This is a genomic window from Massilia sp. 9I (assembly GCF_902506415.1).
Taxonomy (GTDB): Bacteria; Pseudomonadota; Gammaproteobacteria; order Burkholderiales; family Burkholderiaceae_D; genus Telluria.
The window spans coordinates 4467364-4490203 of the sequence record NZ_LR733275.1; the positions used below are offsets into that span (position 1 = coordinate 4467364).

General features: G+C 68.6%; 18 protein-coding genes. 14 read left to right on the top strand and 4 right to left on the bottom strand.

Translation table 11 applies throughout. From position 1 onward, the window contains the following. The first annotated feature begins 128 nt into the window (after positions 1–128). From GV068_RS19940 to GV068_RS19965, 6 genes are all read left to right on the top strand, one after another. Positions 129–1610, top strand: coding sequence for a hypothetical protein (locus GV068_RS19940; RefSeq protein WP_159701867.1), 1482 nt, complete (start codon positions 129–131; stop codon positions 1608–1610). Continuing rightward, on the top strand, positions 1607–3097 hold the full coding sequence (locus GV068_RS19945; RefSeq protein WP_159701870.1) for a hypothetical protein: 1491 nt from the start codon (positions 1607–1609) through the stop codon (positions 3095–3097). Before GV068_RS19940 ends, GV068_RS19945 begins: the two co-directional genes overlap by 4 nt. A 24-nt stretch (positions 3098–3121) precedes the next feature. Continuing rightward, entirely contained in the window at positions 3122–3580 is a 459-nt protein-coding gene (locus GV068_RS19950; protein ID WP_159701873.1) for a hypothetical protein, read from the top strand. Positions 3581–3598: 18 nt separating this feature from the next. Next, positions 3599–7252 carry a tubulin-like doman-containing protein gene (locus GV068_RS19955; protein ID WP_159701876.1) on the top strand — a complete coding sequence of 1218 codons (3654 nt, stop codon included), beginning with the start codon at positions 3599–3601 and terminating at the stop codon, positions 7250–7252. Beyond that, positions 7249–8064 carry a zinc ribbon domain-containing protein gene (locus GV068_RS25355; RefSeq protein ID WP_267874536.1) on the top strand — a complete coding sequence of 272 codons (816 nt, stop codon included), beginning with the start codon at positions 7249–7251 and terminating at the stop codon, positions 8062–8064. Before GV068_RS19955 ends, GV068_RS25355 begins: the two co-directional genes overlap by 4 nt. A 70-nt stretch (positions 8065–8134) precedes the next feature. Next, positions 8135–8431 (top strand): hypothetical protein, encoded by a 297-nt coding sequence (locus GV068_RS19965; protein WP_229464377.1) that lies wholly within the window; start codon positions 8135–8137, stop codon positions 8429–8431. 38 nt (positions 8432–8469) lie between these two features. Here GV068_RS19965 and GV068_RS19970 read toward each other — a convergent pair whose 3' ends face one another. Next, positions 8470–10506, bottom strand: a complete 2037-nt coding sequence (locus tag GV068_RS19970; RefSeq protein ID WP_159701879.1) for a diguanylate cyclase domain-containing protein — start codon at positions 10504–10506, stop codon at positions 8470–8472. 241 nt (positions 10507–10747) lie between these two features. Between GV068_RS19970 and GV068_RS19975 the strand changes: the two genes are divergently transcribed. From GV068_RS19975 to GV068_RS19990, 4 genes are all read left to right on the top strand, one after another. Further along, positions 10748–11617, top strand: a complete 870-nt coding sequence (locus GV068_RS19975) for an ABC transporter ATP-binding protein (protein WP_159701882.1) — start codon at positions 10748–10750, stop codon at positions 11615–11617. Further along, a complete protein-coding gene (locus GV068_RS19980; RefSeq protein WP_159701885.1) occupies positions 11614–13167 on the top strand; it encodes a hypothetical protein in 1554 nt (517 codons plus the stop codon). The genes GV068_RS19975 and GV068_RS19980 overlap by 4 nt, the downstream gene beginning before the upstream one ends. Before the next feature lie 76 nt (positions 13168–13243). Continuing rightward, the gene (locus GV068_RS19985; protein WP_159701888.1) at positions 13244–13993 is read left to right on the top strand and encodes a DUF2243 domain-containing protein; all 750 of its coding nucleotides are present in this window, start codon (positions 13244–13246) and stop codon (positions 13991–13993) included. A gap of 13 nt (positions 13994–14006) precedes the next feature. Then, the gene (locus GV068_RS19990; RefSeq protein WP_159701891.1) at positions 14007–14864 is read left to right on the top strand and encodes a hypothetical protein; all 858 of its coding nucleotides are present in this window, start codon (positions 14007–14009) and stop codon (positions 14862–14864) included. On the opposite strand, the gene GV068_RS19995 is transcribed toward GV068_RS19990, so the two are convergent. The 3 genes from GV068_RS19995 to GV068_RS20005 form a co-directional block, all read right to left on the bottom strand. Then, the gene (locus GV068_RS19995; RefSeq protein WP_159705307.1) at positions 14865–16622 is read right to left on the bottom strand and encodes an ABC transporter ATP-binding protein; all 1758 of its coding nucleotides are present in this window, start codon (positions 16620–16622) and stop codon (positions 14865–14867) included. Positions 16623–16644: 22 nt separating this feature from the next. Further along, positions 16645–18396 carry an ABC transporter ATP-binding protein gene (locus GV068_RS20000; RefSeq protein ID WP_159701894.1) on the bottom strand — a complete coding sequence of 584 codons (1752 nt, stop codon included), beginning with the start codon at positions 18394–18396 and terminating at the stop codon, positions 16645–16647. Between the two features lie 101 nt (positions 18397–18497). Then, positions 18498–19130 (bottom strand): phasin family protein, encoded by a 633-nt coding sequence (locus GV068_RS20005; RefSeq protein WP_159701897.1) that lies wholly within the window; start codon positions 19128–19130, stop codon positions 18498–18500. Between the two features lie 197 nt (positions 19131–19327). On the opposite strand from GV068_RS20005, the gene GV068_RS20010 reads away from it, so the two are divergent. The 4 genes from GV068_RS20010 to GV068_RS20025 all read left to right on the top strand — a co-directional run bounded on the left by GV068_RS20010 (position 19328) and on the right by GV068_RS20025 (position 22840). Then, complete coding sequence (locus GV068_RS20010; protein ID WP_159701900.1) at positions 19328–20614, top strand: amidohydrolase family protein; 1287 nt, start codon at positions 19328–19330, stop codon at positions 20612–20614. 111 nt (positions 20615–20725) lie between these two features. Beyond that, entirely contained in the window at positions 20726–21250 is a 525-nt protein-coding gene (locus GV068_RS20015; RefSeq protein ID WP_159701902.1) for a GNAT family N-acetyltransferase, read from the top strand. Then, complete coding sequence (locus GV068_RS20020) at positions 21247–21780, top strand: GNAT family N-acetyltransferase (protein WP_159701905.1); 534 nt, start codon at positions 21247–21249, stop codon at positions 21778–21780. The genes GV068_RS20015 and GV068_RS20020 overlap by 4 nt, the downstream gene beginning before the upstream one ends. 70 nt (positions 21781–21850) lie before the next feature. After that, positions 21851–22840 (top strand): diacylglycerol kinase family protein, encoded by a 990-nt coding sequence (locus tag GV068_RS20025; protein ID WP_159701908.1) that lies wholly within the window; start codon positions 21851–21853, stop codon positions 22838–22840.

Sequence of the window (22840 nt, forward strand, 5' to 3'; positions counted from 1 at the left end):
TCCGGGTGTCAGGGCGCGCTACCCCGTGTACGGAGCGCCGCGCGGCAGTGGCCGGCGCTATGATTTGAGCAACAACAACACGGTCTCGACTAGGTTTCGATCAATTATTTTAGGGCACAGGGCAAGGGATGACATACCGATGGGAAACGCCTGCCAGTGTCTGGCAGGAAGACGAGCGTAGCGGACAGTTCGAGCTGCTGGCCAGCGAAGGGCTGGGCCGCATCGACTGGCAGGCCCATGCGCCCGGCCGCTTGCCCGACGTCGCTCGGCTGCTCGGCGCCTCGCTGCCCACGAGCTGCGGCTGCGCCCCCATCTATCCCGAAGGTTTCGCTTTTTGCCCGAACTGCGGCAAGCCGCTGCAGCGCCTTCCCGGCACGCCCTCGCGCCAGCCCGGCTGGTGGGGGGCGGGCGGCGACGCCATGCTGCCGCGCCACGTACCGCATGGCCTGCCGGTGAGCTCGCTGCCGCTGGGCGACAGTCTGGAAGAACGCCCGGCCGCGCCACACCTCGGCCGCTGCGACCTGAGCATGCCGGTGCCGCCCAATTCGCATTGCGTGTTCGCCGCCGCCCATTACGGCTTTCCGGAGCAGCGCCTGCTGGCGCTGGCGCATACCCGCGGCGTGCTGCAGTACTGGGACCCGGTGGGCGGCCTGTGGCACGTGATGGCGCCCGACGAAGGCGCGGCCGGCCTGGCCTTCACCACGTCAAGCTACGCCTGGCTGCCGGTGCTGGAACCGCGCCGCGGTGAAGTGGCCATCGTGCCCACCAATGGCGGCCTGCAGCGCCTGTGGATCAATCCCGTCAGCGAGAGCTACCGCACCGAGCCGCTGCTGCAGGCGCCGCTGGTGGCCGCGCCCGGCGTCATGCGCCGCCACGTCGCCTGCCTGATCGCGCCGGAGGGCGCGGTGCGCCTGTGGGGGGCGCGCGTCGACATCGACGCCGTCGAAGAATATGCCTGCCCGGATGTGCCGGCTTCCGGCTGGTCGCGCCCGATCGGCTACGACGGCCGCCTGTTCTGGCTGCACGCCCAGGGCCAGCTGGCCTGGCGCCCGGGCGAGGCGCCGCAATTCACGCCCTGGCCGCCGGACTGGCAGCCGCGCCTGGAATTCGGCGGCCCGACCCAGAGCCGCGATGGGCGCCTGTGGCACATCGGCCATGACGGCCAAGGCTATTCCTTCCTCGAACTGGGCAGCGAGCGGCCCGAGACCATGCCGATCGACGGCGCGCGCCTGGGCTTCGCCAACTTCCTGTTCCGGCGCGGCCACCCAGTGGTCGATGAGCCCTGGTCGGGAGAACACGTGGAAGACCTGAACCAGGACGACACCCTGGTGCTGCCGCTGCTGCGCGCATTCAACAACAACCGCAGCCAGCCGAGCGGGCTGGTGCTGCGCATGCACAAGTTCACCGGGCGCGCCGAGGATGCGCTGGAAAACCGCGTGATCGCGCGCACCACGGTCGAATGGATCGGCCGCCGCAACGTCATCCTCGATGAAGCCGTGCGCCTGGCGCGGCCGCTCGAGTGCGTGCCCTTCGTCTACGACGGCTGCCTGTGGCTGCACCATCCGGACTGGAACGCGATGCGCGGCTGGCGCCTGGAAGAGCAGGCATGAGGGCGCTTGTCCGGCACGTCCTCGCCCTTCTGGCGCTGCTGCTTCTCGCGGCCAGCGCCGGTGCGACGCCGCACGTCTTCCTGGTGCAGAACTCGGGCTGGATGGAGCCCTTCTACAGCGACCCCAAGTCGCAGTTCAAGCCGCTGGTCGGCGCGCTGGCCGGGGCCGTGGTGCAGCCCGGCGACGCGCTGGTGCTGGCAAGCTTCAACCAGTCGCTCCCTGGCGCACCGTCACCGAAAGCGCTGCTGTCGCTCAAGGCCGACGGCAAGACCGTGCGCGGCCGCGTCAACGAGGCGCTGGCGAACCTGGACACGGCGCGCAAACCCGGCAGCGCTGCGCTGGCCGACACCGACCTGGGGGAGGCGGTGCAGGCGGCCATCTCCACGGCGCTGGGCGGCAAGGCGGGCATCGTCTGGCTGCTCACCAACAACCGCAACAGTCCCAACAACGACCAGGCCACGGCGGCGCGCAACCGCGAGTTCTATGAACTGATCCACCGCGGCGCGGCGATCGACAAGGTGGTGGCCTTCCCGCTGCGCATGCCCGTGCAGGGCAGGCATTACCAGGCGAATGGCCTGATGGTGTACGCGTTCGCGGTCGGCAAGGAAGGCAGCCGCGCACTGGACAGCCTGCTGGCCTCCCGCCGCATCGCCAGCGTCATCACCGAGCAGCCGGCGCGCCTGAAGCCGCTCGACCGCGACACCGTGCGCCTGGTCCCGGCCCAGGTCGAAGATGCGCCCGGCGTGGCTTTCTCGCAGGCCCCTGGCGGCGGCCTGCGCGCCGACGTCGATCCCGATGCGCGCACCCCGCACGCCCGCATCCGCTGGAACCTGGAAAACACAATGTACCCCTACACCATCGTCTCGGCCACGCTGGGCGCGCGTTCGCTGCTGGCCGGGGAAGACCGCAAGATCGAGCTGGCCAGCACCCGCGTGAACGGCCTGGCGCCGGGCAAGCCGCAGCCGCTCGGCTCGACGATGCAGCTGCCGGTGGCGCAGCTGCCGGACAAATGGTCAATGGCGGCGCTCAAGTCGGCCGGCTCCGCCTATGTGCTGCCGGGACGGATCGAGCTGCACCTGGCGAACCAGCAGCTGGCGCTGTCGCAGGCCTTCCGCCAGCGCATGGCCGAGCTGTTCCCGGGCGACCCGCTGCCCGACATCTTCACGCCGCCGCCTTCCATCCAGGCGTCGAACGCGGTGCTGCCGATCGAGGTGCGGGTGCATTACGGCATGGGACCGCTGGCGGCCCTGGGTGGCATCGTGGCAAGCCTGCTCGCCGCAGGCGCTGCCGCTGCCTGGGCCTACGGTCGGCCACGCGTGGCCCAGGTGACGGTCGAGGATGAACTGCGCACCATGCGCGCGCGGCCCGGCACCACCCAGCCGATCTACGACAAGGCCGGCACCCAGGTGGCGGTCTTGAGAACCACCCTGTTCGGCCACCAGCTGACCGACCTGCGCGAAGGTGCGCAGGTGCGCTTAGGACGTTAACAATAAAAAGGAAAGGAAACCCCCATGCAAGGCACCCAGAAACCATCCGCACCGTCGCCCAGCGATCCCGGCTTCAAGCTGCCGGAAGAATCGGCCTCGCCCCAGGACTCGCTGCCCCAGACCCAGCCGGAGACCGCGGGCCGTCCGGTCGAGGTGGTGCCGGGCAGCGCACAAGCGCCCGTGCCGGCCACCGACACCTCGACGCGCGACCTGGCGATCGGCGCGGTGGTCTTCATCGTGCTGCTGGTGGTGTACTTCTTCGTGCGCAACGCCTACGTGCACCACCTGGTGGTGCGGCGCGTGGCGCCTTCCTCGGCGGGCAGCGCCGGCTGGCTGCTGTTTGTCGGCCTGGGCTTCCTGTCGGCGGCTGCGGTGCTGGCCATTATCAATGCGAGTAAATTCCTGACCTTTGCCGTGACCGGGCCGCTGGTGGCGGTGGGGCTGGTGGCGCTGGTGGCGGCGCTGTTCATCGGCCGCAGGTAATCGAGAAAAGAGAACGATATGGCAGATTTCCCCAACCCCGCGGCCCTGAACGCCAAAGCGGAATTAAAAGTCGACCTGCGCCCGACGCTGTTCATCGGCGCCGGCGGCACCGGCATGGAAGTGATGATGCGCATCCGCCGCCGCATCCTGTCGGCGGTCTGGAACCGGCACCACCCGACCCGCGTGGAGTCGATCGGCGACTTCCCGGTGGCGCGCTTCCTGCACTTCGACCTCGACAACAATGCCGTCATCGACGAGGGCAAGTCGCAGCGCACCGACCCCTGGTATGAACTGGTGAAGCTGAGCGACGAGGAGCGCCTGGTCGAGACGCTCGACCTGCCGCAGTACCACGAGTCCGACGACAGCCTGGCGCGCTTCCCGCTGATCGAAAGCTGGATGCCGCTGCGTCCCAAGAAGCTGCGCTCGCTCGGCATCGACCCGTCGAAAGGGGCGGGCCAGATCCGCGCACTGGCGCGGCTGTATTTGTTTGACAAGTATCCCAAGCTGAGGGGACGCATCAAGGGCGCATTGAATTTCCTGAGCAGTAATGCCGGCATCGAGCGCAAGGAGAACTACCAGCGCCTCGGCCTGCAGGTCGACACCTCGAAGTTCCGCATCGTCGTCATCGCCTCCTGCGCGGGCGGCACCGGCGCCGGCAGCGTGCTGGACCTGGGCTGGCTGTCGAAAGCGATCGCGCGCCAGGAAGTCTCGGACAGCCAGGTCGACCTGGTGCTCCTGATGCCGGGCGGCTTCGCCAAGGCCAATAAGGAGCGTACTGAGGCGAACGCCTACGCCACCCTGATGGAACTGGAGACGGCGATGCGCGACATGAACGCGCAGGTCCACTGGATGGACCCGGACAGCATCACCGGCCGCGGCGCGCCCTTCGACGACGTCTATTTCGTCGACACCGCGAACCTCGCCAACAAGGCCACGCTCGACGTCAAGGACGTCTACCAGATGGTGGCCGACACCCTGTTCGAAGACTTCGCTTCGGCCGACTTCGCCAACCGTAAGCGCTCGGTGGCGGTCAACCAGCAGCAGCACAAGCTGGGACCCTACAACCCGCGCGTGCCGGAGCAGCGCTTCGGCGACATGCGCCTGTCCTACTCGAAGGTCTACTCCGCCTTCGGCCAGGCCGTGCTCGACACCCAGCAAAGCCTGCGCGACGACATCCGCGCCTACGAACTGGCCGGGCTGATGGTGAAGGCCTTCTTCGGCCTAGTGAGCACCGACGGCACCGTGGCAAGGCGGGCAGGGGACCAGGAACGCGACAGCTTCATGCGCGATCAGATGGAAATGGCCGAGCGTCCCTTCGACACCTTCCCGGACTTTCGCAAGGGGACGGTGGACGTCACGCCCTTCCCGGAATATGCGCTGACGAATACCCTGCTGCTCGACAAGGACGGCCGCTCGCTGCTCGAACGGGTTGAGAGCAAGGTGCAGCTCGAGGTCGACCGCATCATGGCTTCCTACGACATCAAGCAATGGCGCGAGAAGGTGGCCGAGCTGCTGCCGCAGCTGGAGCGCGACGCCATCCGCGAGGCCGGCGCCACCGCCGAGACCAGCGAGGACCGCATCAAGCGCCACACGGGCGAGCTGACGGGACGCCTGAAAACGCGCGTGCGCGACCGCCTGTATGCGCTGCTGGACGACCGCAAGCAGGGCGGGCTGGAATTCGTGCTGTCGCTGCTGGAACAGGTCAAGGCGCGCCTGTCCCAGCGCGACCTCGGCAACGCCGAGCGCAATGGCCGCCGCTACCGCGACATCCGCGACGCCCTGCGCACGCGCCAGGTGGAAGAGTCGCTGAACAATCTGTCGCAGGCCGCCGGCCGCCTGTTCGGCAAGGAACCGCAGGCACGCGAGGTGATGAACCACCTCAAGCGCGACATCGCCGACTACCTGCGCTTCCACCTGCTGGCGGTGGCCGCCAACCAGTCGATCGAGGTGATGCGCAATATGTCGGCCTGGCTGGGCGAACCGCAAGCAACCGATGAACATGGCAACGCCCAGTGGAGCGGCGTCGCCGGCGAATTCCAGGAGGGCCGGCGCCAGGTCCAGGCCATGCTGCTGGCGGCCGACCAGCGCATTAGCCAGCTGCGCGCCGACGCGCGCCAGGAGCACGCCACCTACATCAAGATCGCCAGCGACGTGCTGCCGCCGCCCGTGCGCCTCACCGGCGACGTCAGCGCCTGGAGCGAGGAAGTGCTGCTCGAATTCGGCGGCTCGGCGCGCCTGTTCCCGCAGTTGGGCGACGAGCGCCTGCGCGCCGACCTGCTGCTGAAACTGTTCCGCCGCGCCCAGCTGCAACTGTCGAACCAGGAGCTGGAGCAGCCCGAACCCGTCGATCCGCTGCTGGAGCGCTTGTCGAGCATGACGCCGCAGGAGCGCCAGCGCGTGTTCGCCGAATGGATCCGCAGCGCCATGCCCTGGGTGAACGCGCGCTTCTCGGCCGAGTTCACGCCGAACGCCGACCAGTTCAAGTGCTTCATCGGCGTGGGCGACGTCGGCGCCTGGGGCAAGATGGAGGCCGAACTGCGCGCCGCGGTGCCGACCGGGTACTTCCACGGTGACCTGATCTCGATCGTCAACACCGGCATCGCCGGCAAGGCGGTGTGCTACATCGAGCTGTCCGGCTACCCGATGACGGTGCTGCGGGGCCTGCCGACCTGGCGCGCCTCGTACCAGATCGAGAACCCGAAAATCCCGACCCACCTGCATTTCGACGCCACGCGCTTCCGCCATCCGCTCTCGCCTTCGATGGATGAGCTGAACCGCCTGGCCGACGACTACGAATGGTTCCTGCAGGCGATCGCGCTCGGCGTCATCCGGCGCAAGGCCGACCTGGGCGACCGCGAGGCCAGCTTCCAGCCGCGCGGCCAGTACCTGTTCGAGGTCGAGCCGGGATCGGGCGAGTGGCTCCAGATCGGCAACGAGTACGCGATCCGGTCCAACGGCCTGCCGCCGTACTACCGCGACGGTGTCATTGGCGCGGTACGACACCGCCTGGCGAACGTGGGCCCGCACCAGCTGGTGCTGCTGGCGGCTCTGATGCGCCACTACCAGCTGCGCGTGTACGAGCCGCGCCTGGAGGTCGACGAGACCGGCGCCCAGCTGCCGTCGCCCTCGCTGCCGAACATCACGGCGCGGCGCCTGTACGACCAGTGGATCCGGCGCGCCGCGGCGCTCGACCCGACCCTGTCGCCAAGCCAGATCGAGACCGCCCTGGCCGGCATCGGGCAGTGGACCGACACCGTGCCGGATTCGGCCAGCGACGCCTACAGCTGGGAGGTCGAGCGGCCGGTGGACAAGCGCGTGATCCTGCCGCAGTACCTGCACAGCGACGAGGCGGCGGCGGCGCTGCTGCAGCGCCGTCCCGCGGCCGTGGTGGAACTGGGCAAGGCGCCGGCAGCGCAGGAAGGGCCGCGCTACAAGCTGTTCGTGCAGGGCGCCCAGCGCGGCCCCTACACGATCGACGAGATCGCGCGCCAGGCTGCGCGCGGCGAGATCGACGGTTCGACGCGCGCCTGGAACATGGCCTGGAACCCGAAGCTGGACAAGTGGAGCACGGTCGGCGCGCTGCCTGAACTGGCGGCGCTGCTGGGCGATGCGATTCCCGATCCGGACGACGCCGGCAGCAGCGCGTCCGACGGCATCCCGGATCCCGAATGAAGGACGGCATGGTGCAAGACGACGCGGTCTACCGCTGCATCGGCCCGCACTGCGGGCGCCTGATGCCGAGGCGGGTGAACTTCTGCCCCTGGTGCGGCACGGCCCAGGCGGCGCAGCCCGTGACGCCGCCGGTTCCGCCGATGCTGGCGAAGCCGCCGGTGGAAGCGGCGCGCGTCGCGCCACCGCCGGTGCCGCTGCCCGTACCGGTGCAGGCAGCAGCGGCGCCACCGCCGACGCTTGCACCGTCGCCGCCTCCGCCCGTCCCGCCGCAACCGCCGCAGTCGCAGCAGCCCGGGCGCGGTATCCCGCCGCCACCCGGTGTCGGCCGCGGCGCACCTAACGCCTCGCCGGCGCCGCCGCCCCAGCGGGCGCCGGTCAAGCTGCGCTGGTGGATCATGGGGCTGGCGGCCCTATGGCTGATCTGGATGACCGTGCGGCCCGAGGGCACGCGCATCGAACGGCGCATGGACCGCGCGGTGGCGCTGGCCGTCGAATGCACGGCGAGGGAAGCGCAGGACGAACTCATCGCCCTGCGCGGCACCCGCGCCACGCCCGAGCAGCTGCGCCAGGTGCAGCAGTCGCTGAACAAGGCGGCGGCCGACTGCACCCGCGCCGAGCAGCGCGCCAGGGCCTGGCGCGACACCGGCGCTGCCGTCCAGAAACTGCGCCGCGCGCACACCTACGACAAGGCGCTGGCGCGGCTGGCCGTGTTCACCAAGCGCTGGGGCGATGACGACGAAACCCGCAAGCTCGAGCTGGAGATTCGGGACGAGCGCGACCATCCGCTGGCCGACCCGGGGCGCGGCGAGTGAACGTCAACAGTCAGCCGTGTTTTTTGACGCAGGTGTATGCTTTACGGCAAGCAGGCTTCAGGAGGCAGACATGAAAACGAGCATGTTGGGCACGCTGTTGCTGCTTGCCGCGCTGGCAGGCTGCAGCCGTGATGAAAATGCGATGGGACCGGCGCAGCGCGCCGGCAAGGCACTGGACAATGCCGGCGCCAAGGTGACCAACCAGCTCGACAAGGAGCTGGCCAAGGCCGACCGCGCCGCCGACGAGGCGCGCGAGAAGATCAAGGACGCGACCAAGGATGCCAAGGGCGGCCTGAAGCGGGCGACCGAGGAAGTCGGCAAGAAGGTGGAGGACGCCGGCGAGAAGATCCAGAAAGCGGCTGATTAACAGTTGACCGCGTGGGCGAGGAACCCGCCCACCCTACATTACGCGCTGGCGCGCATCTCCGGCTGGTGTCCCATCACCACCGACAGCTTGACCTGTCCCGCGCGCCACGCGCCTTCGAGGTTCTGCTCGATCTCCTCCATGCACACCTGCTGCGGGTCGCCGAAGCCCTGTACGCCATAGGCGCGGTTGCGGCCGTGGGCCTTGGCCAGGTACAGCGCCATGTCCACCAGGTTGACCGCGCGTTCCCACGGCAGCACCAGAGCGCCGCAGGCGAGCGGGAAGGGCGCGAAGCCGATCGACACGTTCACCATCAGGCTGTGGCCGCCGTGCGCGATGCGCACCGCCGAGATGCCGTTCAGAATGCGCTGCGCCACGTCGTCCAGGTCCTTGCGCGGAATGCTCGGCAGGAAGGCCAGGAATTCCTCGCCGCCCCAGCGCACGATCATGTCGGTCTCGCGCAGGATCTCGCGCAGGCTGGCGGAGATGGCGGTCAGCACCGCGTCGCCGGCCGCGTGGCCCCAGGTGTCGTTGATGTGCTTGAAATGATCGACGTCCAGCAGGAAGAGCGCGCCACACTGGCCGTCGGCCTCGGGCAGCTCCGGCTGCGGCGTGGTGCGCATGTATTCCAGGAAGTGGCGGCGGTTGTACAAGCCCGTCAGCGGGTCGCGCACGCTCTGCTGCTTGAGTTCCTTGTTCTTTTCGTAGAGCTTGGCGTTGGCCTGGCGCACCTTGCGGTACAGGAGGCCGACCACGATCGAGGCCAGCCCGAACACGGCCGCCAGCAGCCACCAGACGCGCTGCTCCAGGCGATTGACTTCGTTCTCGCTGCGCAGCAGCTCGATCTGGCGCTGCTTCTTTTCGGTCTCGTACTTTTCCTGCAGGTCGAGCATGGCGCGCTGGCGGCGCTTTTCGAACAGCTCGTTCGAGATCCTGCGCTCGCGGTGGTAGGCGCGCAGCGCGCCGGGCAGGTCGCCCGCGCGTTCCAGCGCCTGGCCGTATTCCACCAGCACGGCCTGCAGCTGCGGCTGGTCGCCCAGGTTCTCATAGGCCGACATGCCGGCTTCGATATGGCGCTTGCCGTCGGCCAGGCGCCCGGTGGCCAGGTAGGCCTGTCCCAGGTTCAGGCGCGCGGTCGCTTCCAGTCCGGCGTCGTTCAGGGCGCGCGCCGCCGTGATGGTCTGCTCGGCGTAGGACGCGGCGTTGCGGTAGTCGCGCAGCTTCAGGTAGCAGTCGGACAGGTTCACCAGCGAATAGGCCGCCAGCGAATCGGCGCCGATCCGGCGTTCGATCGCCAGGCTTTCCTGTAGCGCCTTCAGGCCGCGGGCGTACTGGCCGGTGGCGGCCGCCAGGGTGTATTCGGTCCGCTTGAGCGTTGCCGTGCGGCCCGGGGAATTCGTCTTGCGCGCCGCCTCGACGGCTTCGGCCAGGGTCTCGAAGCCCTTGTCGAATTCGCGCATGTGCTCGTACAGCCCGGCCAGGGCGTTGAGCGACATGACGAGATGGGTCGGGTCGCCATGTGCGCGGGACAGGGCCACCGCCGCCTGCAGGCGCTCGAGCGCCTTCGGGAAGTTGCCTTCTTCGGTGTACGAGTCACCCGAGGAAATCGTGGCGCGGACTTTCAGCTCGATGTTGTCGGTGGCCGCGGACAGCCGTTCGGCTTCCCAGATGAGGCGGTGGGATTCCGCCAGTTCGGAACGGCGGTAGGCCATGTAGGCCTTGCGCAGCATGCCCTTGGCCAGTGCCACCTTGTTGTCGTGCTTGTGGCCGAGGGCCACCAGCTCGTCGGCCACGGCGGTGGCTTCTGCCAGCTTGCCGACGCCGTCATAGCCGTTCGACAGCTGGTTGAGGAATTCGATGCGCTCGGGCAGCGGGGCGGCGCGGCCTTCCTGCTCGATCGCGAGCAGCATCGGCAGGGCGCGCTCAGGGACGTACTTGTTGAGTTCCCGGATTTCCGCCAGGCGCTGCGCCAGCGGTGCGGCGTCGCCTGCTGCCGCAGCGGCCGCCGCAATGCACAGCGCCGCGGCGAGCGCCGCGGGACGAGCACGCAATAGCTTGCGAAGCAGGGGAGAAGGCATGAAAGGTCTCGGAGCGCAGGCGGAGCGACATCTGGTTTTTATCAATTCATTATATTCCTGTTGCAAAGTGGAAATTTCGATTTCTCTTCAATTGTCACCAAAATGACACATTGTGGAGGCAAACCAAGGCGTCTTCTCATTTGACGCTCAGCCCACGATTTTGACCGCCTGTCGCAAATGGCTGGAATAGGCGCCGACGCTTTCCCTATAGTCGAGCCAACAACAATGCAAAGGGGATGACATGCTCGAGCTGCGCGGGGTGACGAAACAATTCGGCAAGGACCTGAAGGCCGTGGATGGGGTGACGCTGTCGCTGGACCAGGGCGTGGTCGGCCTGATCGGCCACAACGGCGCCGGCAAGTCCACCCTGATGGGCATGATCGCCACGCTGGCGCGCCCCAGCGCCGGCCAGATCCTGTTCGACGGCGCCGACATCGTGCGCACGCCGGATGCGATCCGGCGCCGCCTCGGCTACTTGCCGCAGGACTTCGGCGTCTACCCGAACCTGAGCGCCTTCGAGTTCATGCAGTACTTCGCCGCCCTCAAGGGCGTGCGCGACACGGCCCGCGTCCGCCGCCTGCTGGCGCTGGTGAACCTGCACGATCAGGCGCACCGGCCCGCCGCTTCCTTCTCGGGCGGGATGAAGCGCCGCCTCGGCATCGCCCAGGCGCTGCTGAACGACCCCGACATCCTGGTGGTCGATGAACCCACCGCCGGCCTGGACCCCGAGGAGCGCCTGCGCTTTCGCAACCTGCTGGCCGAACTGGGCCTGGGCAAGCTGGTTATCCTGTCGACCCATATCGTGTCGGACGTCGAAAGCATCGCGACCGAGCTGGCGATCATGCGCTCCGGGCGCCTGGTGGCGCACGAGACGCCGGATGCGATCCTGCGCCGCGCCCGTGGCCAGCTCTGGACCGTCAGCGTGCAGGAAGCCGATTACGCAGCGCTGCGCGAGCGCGTGCACGTGCTGCAGGCCCAGCGCCAGGACGGCCGCATGCAGCTGCGTATCGCGCATCCCGAACTGCCCTGCCAGGGCGCGCGCGAGGCCGAGCCGAGCCTGGAAGAAGCCCTGATGGCGCAGCGCTACGCGCAGCAGGAGCAGGCCGCATGAGCGCGCAGCTTCTTACCACGCTGGCGGCCAACGAAGTGCGGCTGCGCCTGCGCCGCCTGTCCACCATGGTGGCGGTGCTGGCCGTGGTCGCCGTCACCTGGGCCATGATCAGCGATCCGGTATCCGGTAGGGCGCTGCTGATGGTGGAGAAGGCGCGGGTGCTGTACACCAGCTCCGCGCTGGCGCTCGGCAGCGCCACCATCGCCGGGATGCTATTCTCGCTGGCGGGCTTCTACCTGGCGCGCGGCCGTACCGGCGAAGACCTGAGGAGCGGGATCGGCGGCGTGGTCGGCGCTACCCCGGCGGGAAACCTGCTGCTGGTGGCCAGCCGCTGGCTCGGGGCCGTCGGCTACCTCCTGCTGCTGCTCGGCGCCTTCATGCTGACCACCCTCGCGCTGCACCTGCTGCGCGGCGACGGCCCGGTTCAGCCAGGCATATACCTGCAGACCTATGCCGTGATGCTGCTGCCGATGGTGCTGTTCACGGCCAGCTGCGCGCTCCTGTGCGACAGCTGGGCGCCCTTGATGGGCAAGGGCGGCGACATCCTGTATTTCTTCGTGTGGACCGTGTTGCTGTCGCTGGGCGGCATGGTGGAAGAGAAGTTCGCATCGCCCCTGGTTACCGTGTTCGACTTCACCGGCATGGCGCAGGCCATGGAGGTGCTGCGCCTGCACCTCCACACGGACAGCGTCGGGATCGGCGCGATGCGTTTCGATCCGCTGCTGGCTCCATTCGCGATGCCGCAGTCCTTGTGGAGTTCTACGCAGATTGGGAAGTGCCTGGTCTCGTGCATGCTTGCCGTGGTCCCGCTGCTGCCCGCGGTGCTGCTGTTCCACCGCTTCTCGCCGGATCGCGTCAAGGCCGGCAAGGCGCGCCAGCGCCGTTCGCCGCTGGCGCTGCTGAACGGCTGGCTGCGGCCGCTGGCGCGCGTGGTGCAGCCGCTGATGGCCCTGGCCGTGCGCCTGCCGGGCTTCGCCGGACAGGTGCTGGCCGACGCCTGCCTGGTGCTGGTGAGCGCACCCAGCGCCATCCTCGCCATCGCCGCCTGCGTGGTGGGCGGCCTGCTGCTGCCCGCTAGCGCGCTGCCGGCGCAGCTGGCCGGAGCGGTCGCCTTCTGGGGCATCCTGTGCAGCGAGAGCACGACGCGCGACTTCAGCGCCGGCTGCGAAGGCTTGACCGGCGCGGTGCCGGGCGGCGTGCGGCGCCGCTTCCTGCGCCAGTGGGCGGCCGCGCTGCTGCTCGGCCTCCTGTTCACGGGCGTGGTGGTACTGCGCTGGAGCGTCGAGGAACCGGTGCGCGCCTTCGCGGCGCTTGCCGGCGTGGTGGCGCTCTCCGGCTGCGCCGCCCTGTTCGGCCAGCTGAGCCGCACGCCGCGCCTGTTCCTGGGCCTGTTCCTGTTCGGCCTCTACCTCATGCTCAACGCCAGGGGCCTGCCGATGCTGGACATCGTCGGCTTCCACGGCGCAGCCAACCTGCAGTCCGCCGCCAGCTTCCTGGCGGCGGGACTGGTCGCACTGGCGGCGGGCAGCGCCTGGAGCCGCCGCAGCTAGCGCCTTTGCGAATGGTGCAAGGGCGGGCTGCGGTGATGGCTATACTGGCCTGGACCTGTTCTGGGAGACGATTGCGATGTGGAAAACACCGTGGTTCCGCTGGGGCACCGTGCTCGGCTTCGCGCTCGGCGGCTTCTTTGACGGCATCCTGCTGCACCAGATCCTGCAGTGGCACCATCTTCTGAGCCTGGTGCCCGGCATTGACGACCTGCGCCTGCAGGTGCTGTGGGACGGCTATTTTCATGCGCTGATGTACCTGATTGCGCTGGCCGGCCTGGCCGGCCTGTGGCGCGTGCACCGGCGTGGCCAGGGAAATTGGGGCTGGCCGCTGGTGGGTGCGGCCCTGGTCGGCTTCGGGCTCTGGCACGTGGTCGATGCGCTGTTGTCGCACTGGCTGCTGGGGATCCACCGCATCCGCATCGACAGCGGCAATCCGCTGGCATGGGACCTGCTGTGGCTGGCGCTGTTCGGCATCCTGCCACTGCTGTTCGGCCTGCGCCTGCGCCGCGGCGGCGGCCCTGGCCTGCGTGGCGGCGCTGCGATGCTGCTGCTGGCGGCAGTGACGTCCAGCGCAGGCGCATGGGCCCTGGCGCCGCCGGCGCAGAGCGGCTTCGCCACCGTCGTGTTCGAGCCGGGCGCCGGACCGCGCCAGGTGTTCGCCGCGCTCGATGCGACGGGTGCGCGCCTGGTCTGGAGCGACCGGAGCATGGGCGTGGTGGTGGTCGCCGTGCCCGCCGCGAAGCGCTGGGACTTCTACCGGCATGGCGCGCTGCTGGTCAGCGGGGCAGGGGTGCCGGCTGGCTGCTTCAACTGGTCTCGGGCCTGATAAGATCCAAGGCATGCGCATTCGTGAAATCGCCATCGGCGCCGCGCTCAGCGGCCTGCTGGCCGCCGTCGTGGTACTGACCCTTCCCACATCGGAGCCCCTGCGCGTCACCGCGCCTGCACCGGTGGCTTCCGCGCTGCCCATCGCCGCACCGGCGCCACGCGGCGCAAGGACCGCCGTCACGCCACCTGGCGCGGCGCAGGGCGCCACTACGCGCTGGCGCGACATGGATGCCAGCTTCCAGCGCGCGCGCAACCTGCGCGAATTCTTTTATGAGCGCATGCGCAAGCCGGACGACGATGCCATCCACTATGCGATGCAGGCGCTGGAACTGTGCGGGCGCGTACTGGCGCAGGACGGGGACGCCCTGCCGCCTGCGCGCCGCCAGGCCGCTTCTGAATTGCAGCGGCGCTGCGACTTTACCCGGGAGGGCTTGCAGGATGCGCAGCGCCAGGTGCGGGCGGCCAGGCATCCCGATCCGGACCAGGACACGGCAATGCAGACCCTGTCCAATTATCTGGCTGCCGATGGGGCTGGAGGCAGGGCTGCCGTGCTGAGTGCAGCCTTCGCGCAGGGCGATCCCACGACGATCTCCTTGCTCGCAACGGCCGCGGTGGTGCAGAACCTGCCTGCGCCGGCGGCGGGCGACATGGATGCCAACGCGCGTGTCGCCCCCTTCGGCCATCTCCTGGTCGGCTGCCGCCTGGGCGCCGAGTGCGGTCCGGGCGCGATCCGTACCCTCGACCTGTGCATGCGCTTCGGCTTGTGCGCCGACAGCGTGCCGGCGGCCCTGCAGCAGGGCCTGGGGCGGCATTTCGCCTTGCTCGACAAGGTGGCGACGCAGGTCGCGCAGGACCTGTCGCGCCCTTGACTACAGCGCGATCTGCTGCAGCAGGTACAGGCGCTGGTACAAGCCGCCCTCGATGCGCATCAGGTCCTCGTGCGATCCCGCCTCAAGGATGCGGCCGTGGTTCAGCACGATGATGCGGTCGGCCGCGCGGATGGTCGACAGCCGGTGCGCGATGGCGATGATGGTCACCTTGCCGCGCAGTTCCTCCAGCGCTTCCTGCACGATCTGCTCGGTGGCGCTGTCGATGCGCGAGGTGGCTTCGTCGAGCAGCAGGATGCGCGGCTCGCCGGCCAGGGCCCGTGCGATCGCCACCAGCTGCTTCTGGCCCGAGGACAGGCGCGAGCCGCCTTCGCCGAGCTGGGTCTCGTAGCCCTGTTCCAGGGCCGCGATGAAGCCGTGCGCATGCGCCGCGCGCGCCGCCGCTTCGATGCGCTCGAGCGGCAGGCCTCGGCCCATGTCGATGTTTTCGTAGGCCGTCGCCGCCAGGATGAACGGATCCTGCGGCACCAGGCCGACCTCGTTGCGGAAGCGTTCGTTGCCGATCGAGGCCAGGGGCAGGCCACCGATCTCGATGCTGCCTTCATCCGCCGTGTAGTAGCGCAGCAGCAGCGAGAGCAGGGTCGATTTGCCGCTGCCGGTGTGGCCGACGATGCCGAAGAAGGCGCCTTGCGGGATGTCGAGCGACAGGTCATGCAGCACGCGCTGGCCCGGCACATAGGCGAAGTTCAGGTCGCGCACGCGCACCGCCGGGGCCTGCGGGTCGAAGTCCGCTTCGGTACCGATGCGGCCGGCGGCGTGTTCGGCCGCGCCGGTTTCGTCCAGCAGGCTGGAAACGCGCGCGGTGGCGACCACCGCCTGCTGCAGGCCGCTGAACTGCATGGTGATCTGGATCAGCGGCTCGACCACGCGCGCAATGTAGCTGATGAAGGCGTACAGCACGCCCACTTCCACCGCGTTCATCTGGCGCTGGCCGAAGCCGTAGATCACGATCGTCAACAGCACCACGTTGAGCAGGTCCAGCGCGGGGCGCAGCAGGAAGGCATTGGCCTTCAGCTCGGCCAGGCGCGCCTTGCGGTGGGCGCGGTTCGTGTTCAGGAAGCGCTCGCCGAAGCGCAGCTGGGCATTGCTGGCCTGCAGGACGCTCATGCCGCCGATCGACTCGGCCATCTGGCCGTTGATGTCGCTGCGCAGGGAACGGGCGCGCGTCACCGCCGGCGCCGACAGGCGCTGGTAGAGCCAGACGATGCCGACCACCGCCGGCACCAGTGCCAGCACCACCAGCATCAGGCGCCAGTCGAGCCAGGCCATCGCGGCCATGGTCCCGACCAGCACGATGGACGAATCGAGCATCACGAACAGCACCTGGATATAGAGCGTCTTGACGGCCTCGGTGTCGTTGGTCACGCGGCTCACCAGCTGGCCGGTGATGGCGCGATCAAAGAAGGCCATCGGCAGGCGCAGCACGTGGCCGTAGACCCATTCGCGCAGGCGGCGCACCGAACGCATCGCCAGGCCCGACAGGCGGATCAGCTGCAGGTAGCGGATCCAGGACGAGGCCCAGCCGGTCACCACCAGGCCGCCCAGCAGCAGCGACATGCGGGTCCAGTCGAGATTGCGCGTCAAGAGGTGGTCGTCGATCAGGGCCTTGCCGAGCAGGGGACCGAGTACTTCGAGCCCGGCGGCGATGGCGAGCCAGAAGGTGGCCCAGACCAGGTGGCGGCGATCCGGCTCGGCCGCGCGGCGCAGCAGGCGCGCCGCCTGCGCGGTCTGGGCGCGCATGTTGGCCTGATCGGTCTTGGCATCAGTCTGCGTCAATGCTGGCCTCCAGTTGTTGGTAGCGCCACTGGCTGGCATACCAGCCATCCAGTTGCAGGAGTTCGTCGTGGGCGCCGGATTCGGTGATGCGGCCATCGCGCAGCACCACGATGCGGTCGGCCTTGCTGACGGCGGACAGGCGATGGCTGGCGATAATCGCGGCGCGCTCGGGACGGGCTGCGCGCAACTCGTCGAGGTGTTCGAGGATGCCGGTCTCGGTGCCGGTGTCGACCGCCGACAGGGCGTCGTCGAGCAGCAGCAGGGCGCTGTCGGCCAGCAGGGCGCGCGCGATCGCGACGCGCTGGCGCTGGCCGCCCGACAGGGTGATGCCCTTTTCGCCGACCGGCGTGTCGTAGCCGTGCGGGAAGCGCAGGATGTCGTCGTGGATCGAGGCCATCCTGGCCGCTTCCTCGATCTCCGCGCGCGAGGCGCCCGGGCGCGCCAGGGCGATGTTTTCCGCAATGGTGGCGGAGAACAGGAAGGATTCCTGCGGCACCCAGCTCATCGCTGCGCGTAGCGCTTCCAGGCGATAGGCTTCCAGCGGCTGCCCGGCCCAAGTGACGCTGCCGCGCTGCGGCGTGGCCTGGCGCAGCAGCACGCGCAGCAGGGTCGACTTGCCGGCGCCGGTCGGGCCGACCAGGCCCAGGGTCTGGCCCGGTTCCACCCGCACCGTTACCTCGTTCAGGGCTGGCCGCTCCGCCTCGTGATAGGAGAAGCTGACGCCGTCGAGCGCCAGCGCGCCGCGGCCCACCTGTTCCAGCGTGCCCTTGTCTTCCACCGTGAGCGGCATGTCGAGCAGCGGCTGCAGGCGCGCCAGGCCGGCCTTGCCGCGCTCGATCAGGGACAGCACCCAGCCGGCCGCGAACATCGGCCAGATCAGCTGGCCCAGGTACATCGAGAAGCTGGTCAGTGCGCCGACCGTCAGTTCGTCGTGCCAGATCAGGTAGCCGCCCAGGCCCAGGGTCAGGCCGGTGGCCGCGGTCAGGGTCAGGCCGACCGCCGGCTCGTAGGCCGCTTCCCAGCGCTGGGCGTTCAGGCTGGCGGCGGCCGCGTTGCCCGCCAGTTCGCTGAACTGGGCAGCGCTACGTGCTTCCAGGCCGAGCGCGCGCAAGGTGCGCACGCCGGACAGCGATTCCTGCACGTGGTCGTTGAGGCTTGAAAAGCGCTTGAGCGCGTCCGCTTCGGCGGTGTGGACCTGGCTCGAGATGCGCCAGAACGCGAAGGCTATCAGCGGGAAGGGCAACAGGGCGATGCCGGCCAGGCGCGGGTCGACGCCAAGCGTCATGATGCCCAGCACCATCACCAGGGTGAGGGTGCCGTCGAAGCCGGCCAGCATCGCTTCGCCGGCCGCCATCTCGATGGCGTCGATGTCGTTGGTGGCCAGCGCCATCAGGTCGCCGGTGCGCTGGCGCTGGTAGAAGCCGGGGCCTTGCGCGGCCAGGCGCGCGTACAGGCGGGTGCGCAGCTCGACGCCCAGGTTGTAGGCGGCCGAGTACAGGCGGATGCGCCAGCCCACGCGCAGCACGTAGATGGCGACGCCCAGGCCGAGCAGCTGGGCCAGGCCGACCAGCAGCGCGTGCTGGTCGAGATTGTGCGCCGCCAGGCCGTCGACCAGCTTGCCGACCTTGCGCGGAATTAAGACCGTGCAGATGGCCACGCCGGCCAGCATGAAGGCCGACGAGACATAGGCATGCCAGTGCCGGCGGACGAAGCCGCCGATCAGCCTTGCGAGACTCATGCAGTATTTCCTTGGAGATTGGTGCGCGCAAAAACAAAAGCGGGCCGAAGCCCGCTAGTGTAGTCGCTTTGCCAATCCGGCGCAGAGCCCCTGTGCGCTGCTTACTTCTTCCGTTTGGCGGAGACGGCGTTCAGCTCGACCTTGGGCAGCTCGGCCACATCAAGGGGCGCCACGGGGGCGGCGGCCGGGTGCGGCACCTCTGCGGCGCGGGCCGTGCCCTTGCCGGCGGCCTTGGCGATGGCTTTCGGCTCGGCGACCGGGATTGGTTCTGCCGCGGCGAGCAGCGGTTCGGGCACCGGTTCCGGCTCGGCCACGACCACGGGCTCGGTCGTCGCTTCGACAACTGTGGAAGCGACAGCTTCCAGCGGCGCGGCGACGCTTTGCTCGACCACTTCCACGGTCTCGACGGCCTGCTCCTTTGCCAGCGCCAGCGGGCGTAGCGGGACTGCATACGGACGCACACTGCTGGCAATGCCCAGCAGTTCGCGGCCATAGGCAAACAGGCTGCGCACCTGTTCTTCGGCCTGGCCGCCCAGGACGAGGACGTCGCGCGGGTCGCGCGAATTCAAGAGCGCGAAGCCGGCGCCGAGCGAGCGCTGGGTCACGTCACGCGAGACCGCCAGGTTGAGGGCGGCCAGGCGGCCGGCGCTCTCGATGGCCTGGTTGGTCATTGAATCGAAGAAATCGAATTGTGCCTTGCGTACTGCGGAAAACTGCTCGCTAAATGGGGTCATGTGGTTTCCTTGTCAGTCATTTATGGCGCACTGCAATATCGGCTAGTGTAGCCCTCAATGCACGACCTTGCCAAGCGTTCTTGTATAGTTTTATAAAGGAAATATTGCACTGCAGCATTGCGATGCGCATCAAACTTTGCTCAACCGTCAAGTCTGTGCGGAAATGGATACAATCAGGCTGACAAGGAGGAGTGCGCATGGACATCGTGATTCGCAACGCCACCCTGCCGGACGGCAGCCGCGGCATCGACATCGGCATCAACGGCGAACGCATCGTCGCCGTGGAAAAACGGCTGGGCGCGCAGGGCGCGCGCGAGATCGACGCCGACGGCGACCTGGTCAGCCCGCCCTTCGTGGATGCGCACTTCCACATGGACTCGACCCTCAGCTACGGCCTGCCGCGGGTGAACCGCAGCGGCACCCTGCTGGAAGGCATCCGCCTGTGGGGAGAGCTCAAGCCCCAATTGGCCCAGGAGGCGATCATCGAACGCGCGCTGCGCTACTGCGACTGGGCGGTGGCGCGCGGGCTGCTGGCGATCCGCACCCACGTCGACATCTGCGACGACCGCCTGCTCGCCGTCGAGGCGCTGCTGGACGTGCGCAAGCAGGTCGCGCCCTACCTCGACCTGCAGCTGGTCGCCTTTCCCCAGGACGGCCTGCTGCGCAGCCCCGGCGCTTTCGACAACCTGAAGCGCGCCATCGCGATGGGTGTCGACGTGGTCGGCGGCATCCCGCACTTCGAGCGCACCATGGCGGACGGCGCCGAATCGATCCGCCTGCTGTGCGAATTCGCGGCCCAGCATGACCGGCGCGTGGACATGCACTGCGACGAGACCGACGACCCGATGTCGCGCCACATCGAGACCCTGGCTGCCGAGACCCAGCGCCTCGGTATGGGGGGACTGGTGGCCGGCTCGCACCTGACCTCGATGCACTCGATGGACAACTACTACGTGAGCAAGCTGCTGCCCCTGATCGCGGAAAGCGGCGTCGCGGCGATCGCCAACCCGCTCATCAACATCACCCTGCAGGGCCGCCACGACACCTACCCGAAACGGCGCGGCATGACGCGCGTGCCGGAGCTCTTGGGCGCCGGTGTCGACGTCGCCTTCGGCCACGACTGCGTGCTCGATCCCTGGTACGGCATGGGCTCGGGCGACATGCTGGAGGTGGCCCACATGGGACTGCACGTGGCGCAGATGACGGGCACCGAGGCGATGCACCAGTGTTATCTCGCGGTGACGGAGACGCCGGCGCGCATCCTCGGCCTCGAGGGCTACGGGCTGGCGCCGGGCTGCTACGCCGACCTGGTGCTGCTGGACGCCGGGTCCACGGTGGAAGCGATCCGCCTGCGCGCGGCTCGCCGAATGGTGCTGCGGCGCGGCGCGGTCGTGGCCGAAGCCGCACCGGCGCAGGCGACGCTGCACCTGCCGGGACGCCCGGCCAGCACCGACTTCCGGATGCCGCATCAAGGCCCGCAATAGGACTTAAGTGGGAATTAATGTACACAACAGGGCCGCACGATTCCTGAAGCGGGCCGCGATTTGAGGCTAGAATAGAACGCTTTCCAGTTCAGTAACGCGTTCAAGACAGCCGTGAAAGACATCCAGATTCGCCCGGCCGGCGAGCAAGACTTCGACGCGATGTGGGGCATCTTCTGCTCGCACGTCGCCGCCGGCGAGACCTATCCCTTCACCACCGCCACCTCGCGCGAGGCGGGCCACGCCTACTGGCTCGGGCCCGAGGTGTCGACCTTTGTCGCGAGCGCCGGCGCGCGCCTGCTCGGCATGTACCGCCTGGTGGCGAACCAGGTCGGGCGCGGCCACCATGTGGCGAATGCCTCCTACATGGTCAGCCCGTCGGCGCAGGGAGCGGGCATCGGCCGCATGCTCGGCGAGCATAGCCTGCTCGAAGCCAAGCGCCAGGGCTTCCTCGCGATGCAGTTCAACTACGTGGTGAGCACCAACACCGCCGCCATCCGGCTGTGGAAGAAACTCGGTTTCTCGATCGTCGGCACCCTGCCCAAGGCCTACCGCCACAAGCGCCTCGGCTACGTGGACGCCTACGTGATGTACCAGCTGCTGCAGGACCCCGACCATTGGCCAACCACGGACGCATGACGACACTTCCTCCTGAAATCCTTCGCACCGCACGCCTGCGCCTGCGCCTGGTCGCCCCGAGCGACGCCGCTGTCTACCTCGAAATCCTCAACGATCCCGCCTTCATCGAGCATATCGGCGACCGCGGCGTGCGCACTATGGAGGCAGCAAGGACGTCGATCGAGAATGGGCCGATGACCATGCAGCGCAAGCGCGGGCACTCGATGTACCTGGTGGAGCGCCTCGGCGACGGCCAGCCGGTGGGCCTGTCCGGCCTGATCAAGCGCGACGGCCTGGAGGACGTCGACCTCGGCTACGCTTTCCTGCCGGGCTACCGCGGGCAGGGCTATGCGTTCGAGGCGGCGCAGGGCGTGGTGGCGCATGCGCGTGAGCTCGGCATCCCGCGCCTGGCGGCCATCACCACCCAGGGCAATACGCCCTCGATCCAGCTGCTGCTCAGGCTCGGCATGCGCTACGAGGGCCGGCGGGTCGTGGTGGCGGGCGAGCCGGAACTCAACCTTTACCTGATGGACCTGCTGGACGAGCGCTAACGCACGTTGCGCCTCGTGCGGTGGTGGTAGCATTGCCCTGCCTATCCACCAACCGACACACGAGCCATCGATGCCGACCACCGAGCCGCGCCCCGACGCCCCGTTCTTCGTCGTCCTGAACGCCGGATCCGGCCATTCCGAGACCGAGTTGCGGCGTACTACCATTGAACAAGTCATTGCCGGCGCCGGCCGCCGCTGCCAACTCGAACTGGTGGACGATCCAGCCGAGCTGGCGGACAAGGCGCGCAGCATGGCGGCGCGCGCGCTGGCCGAAGGCGGCATCCTGGTGGCGGCGGGCGGCGACGGCACCATCAACACGGTGGCGCACGAAGCCGTGCTGGCCGGCTGTCCCTTCGGCGTTTTGCCGCAGGGAACCTTCAACTATTTTGGCCGTACCCACGGCATACCCGAAGACCTGGCCGAAGCCGTGTACTCCTTGCTGCGCGCGAAGATGCGGGCGGTGCAGGTGGGCCTGCTCAACAACAAGATTTTCCTCGTCAACGCCAGCGTCGGTCTCTATCCGAAACTGCTGGAAGAGCGCGAGCACGACAAGCGCCAGTACGGGCGCAGCCGCGTCGTCGCTTTCTTCTCGGCCGTCAAGATGGCGCTGCGCCCGCACCGCCACCTGCGCATCTCGCTCGAACTCGACGGCAAGGAACGCCGCATCCGCACCACGACTTTGTTCGTAGGAAATAACCGCCTGCAGCTGGAACAGGTCGGCATGCGCGACGGCCTGATCGAAGCGGTAGAGGACGGCCAGCTGGTCGCCATCGCGCCGCGGCCGATGGGCAAGCTCGGCCTGCTGCGCCTGCTGGTGCGCGGCATGCTGGGCAAGCTCGGCAGCGACGACGAGGTCGAGGCCTTCGCCTTCAAGCGCCTGACCGTGCGCACCCCGGCAGTGTATGGCCGCAAGCGCATGAAGGTCGCGGCGGACGGCGAAGTGGAGCAGATGGCGATGCCGCTCGAATTCCGCGTGCTGGAAGGGCGCCTGCTGCTGATGGTGCAGGGACCGTCGCGCAAGGAAGCGCGACCGGAGCCTGGGGAAGTCGAAGCCGCCTGA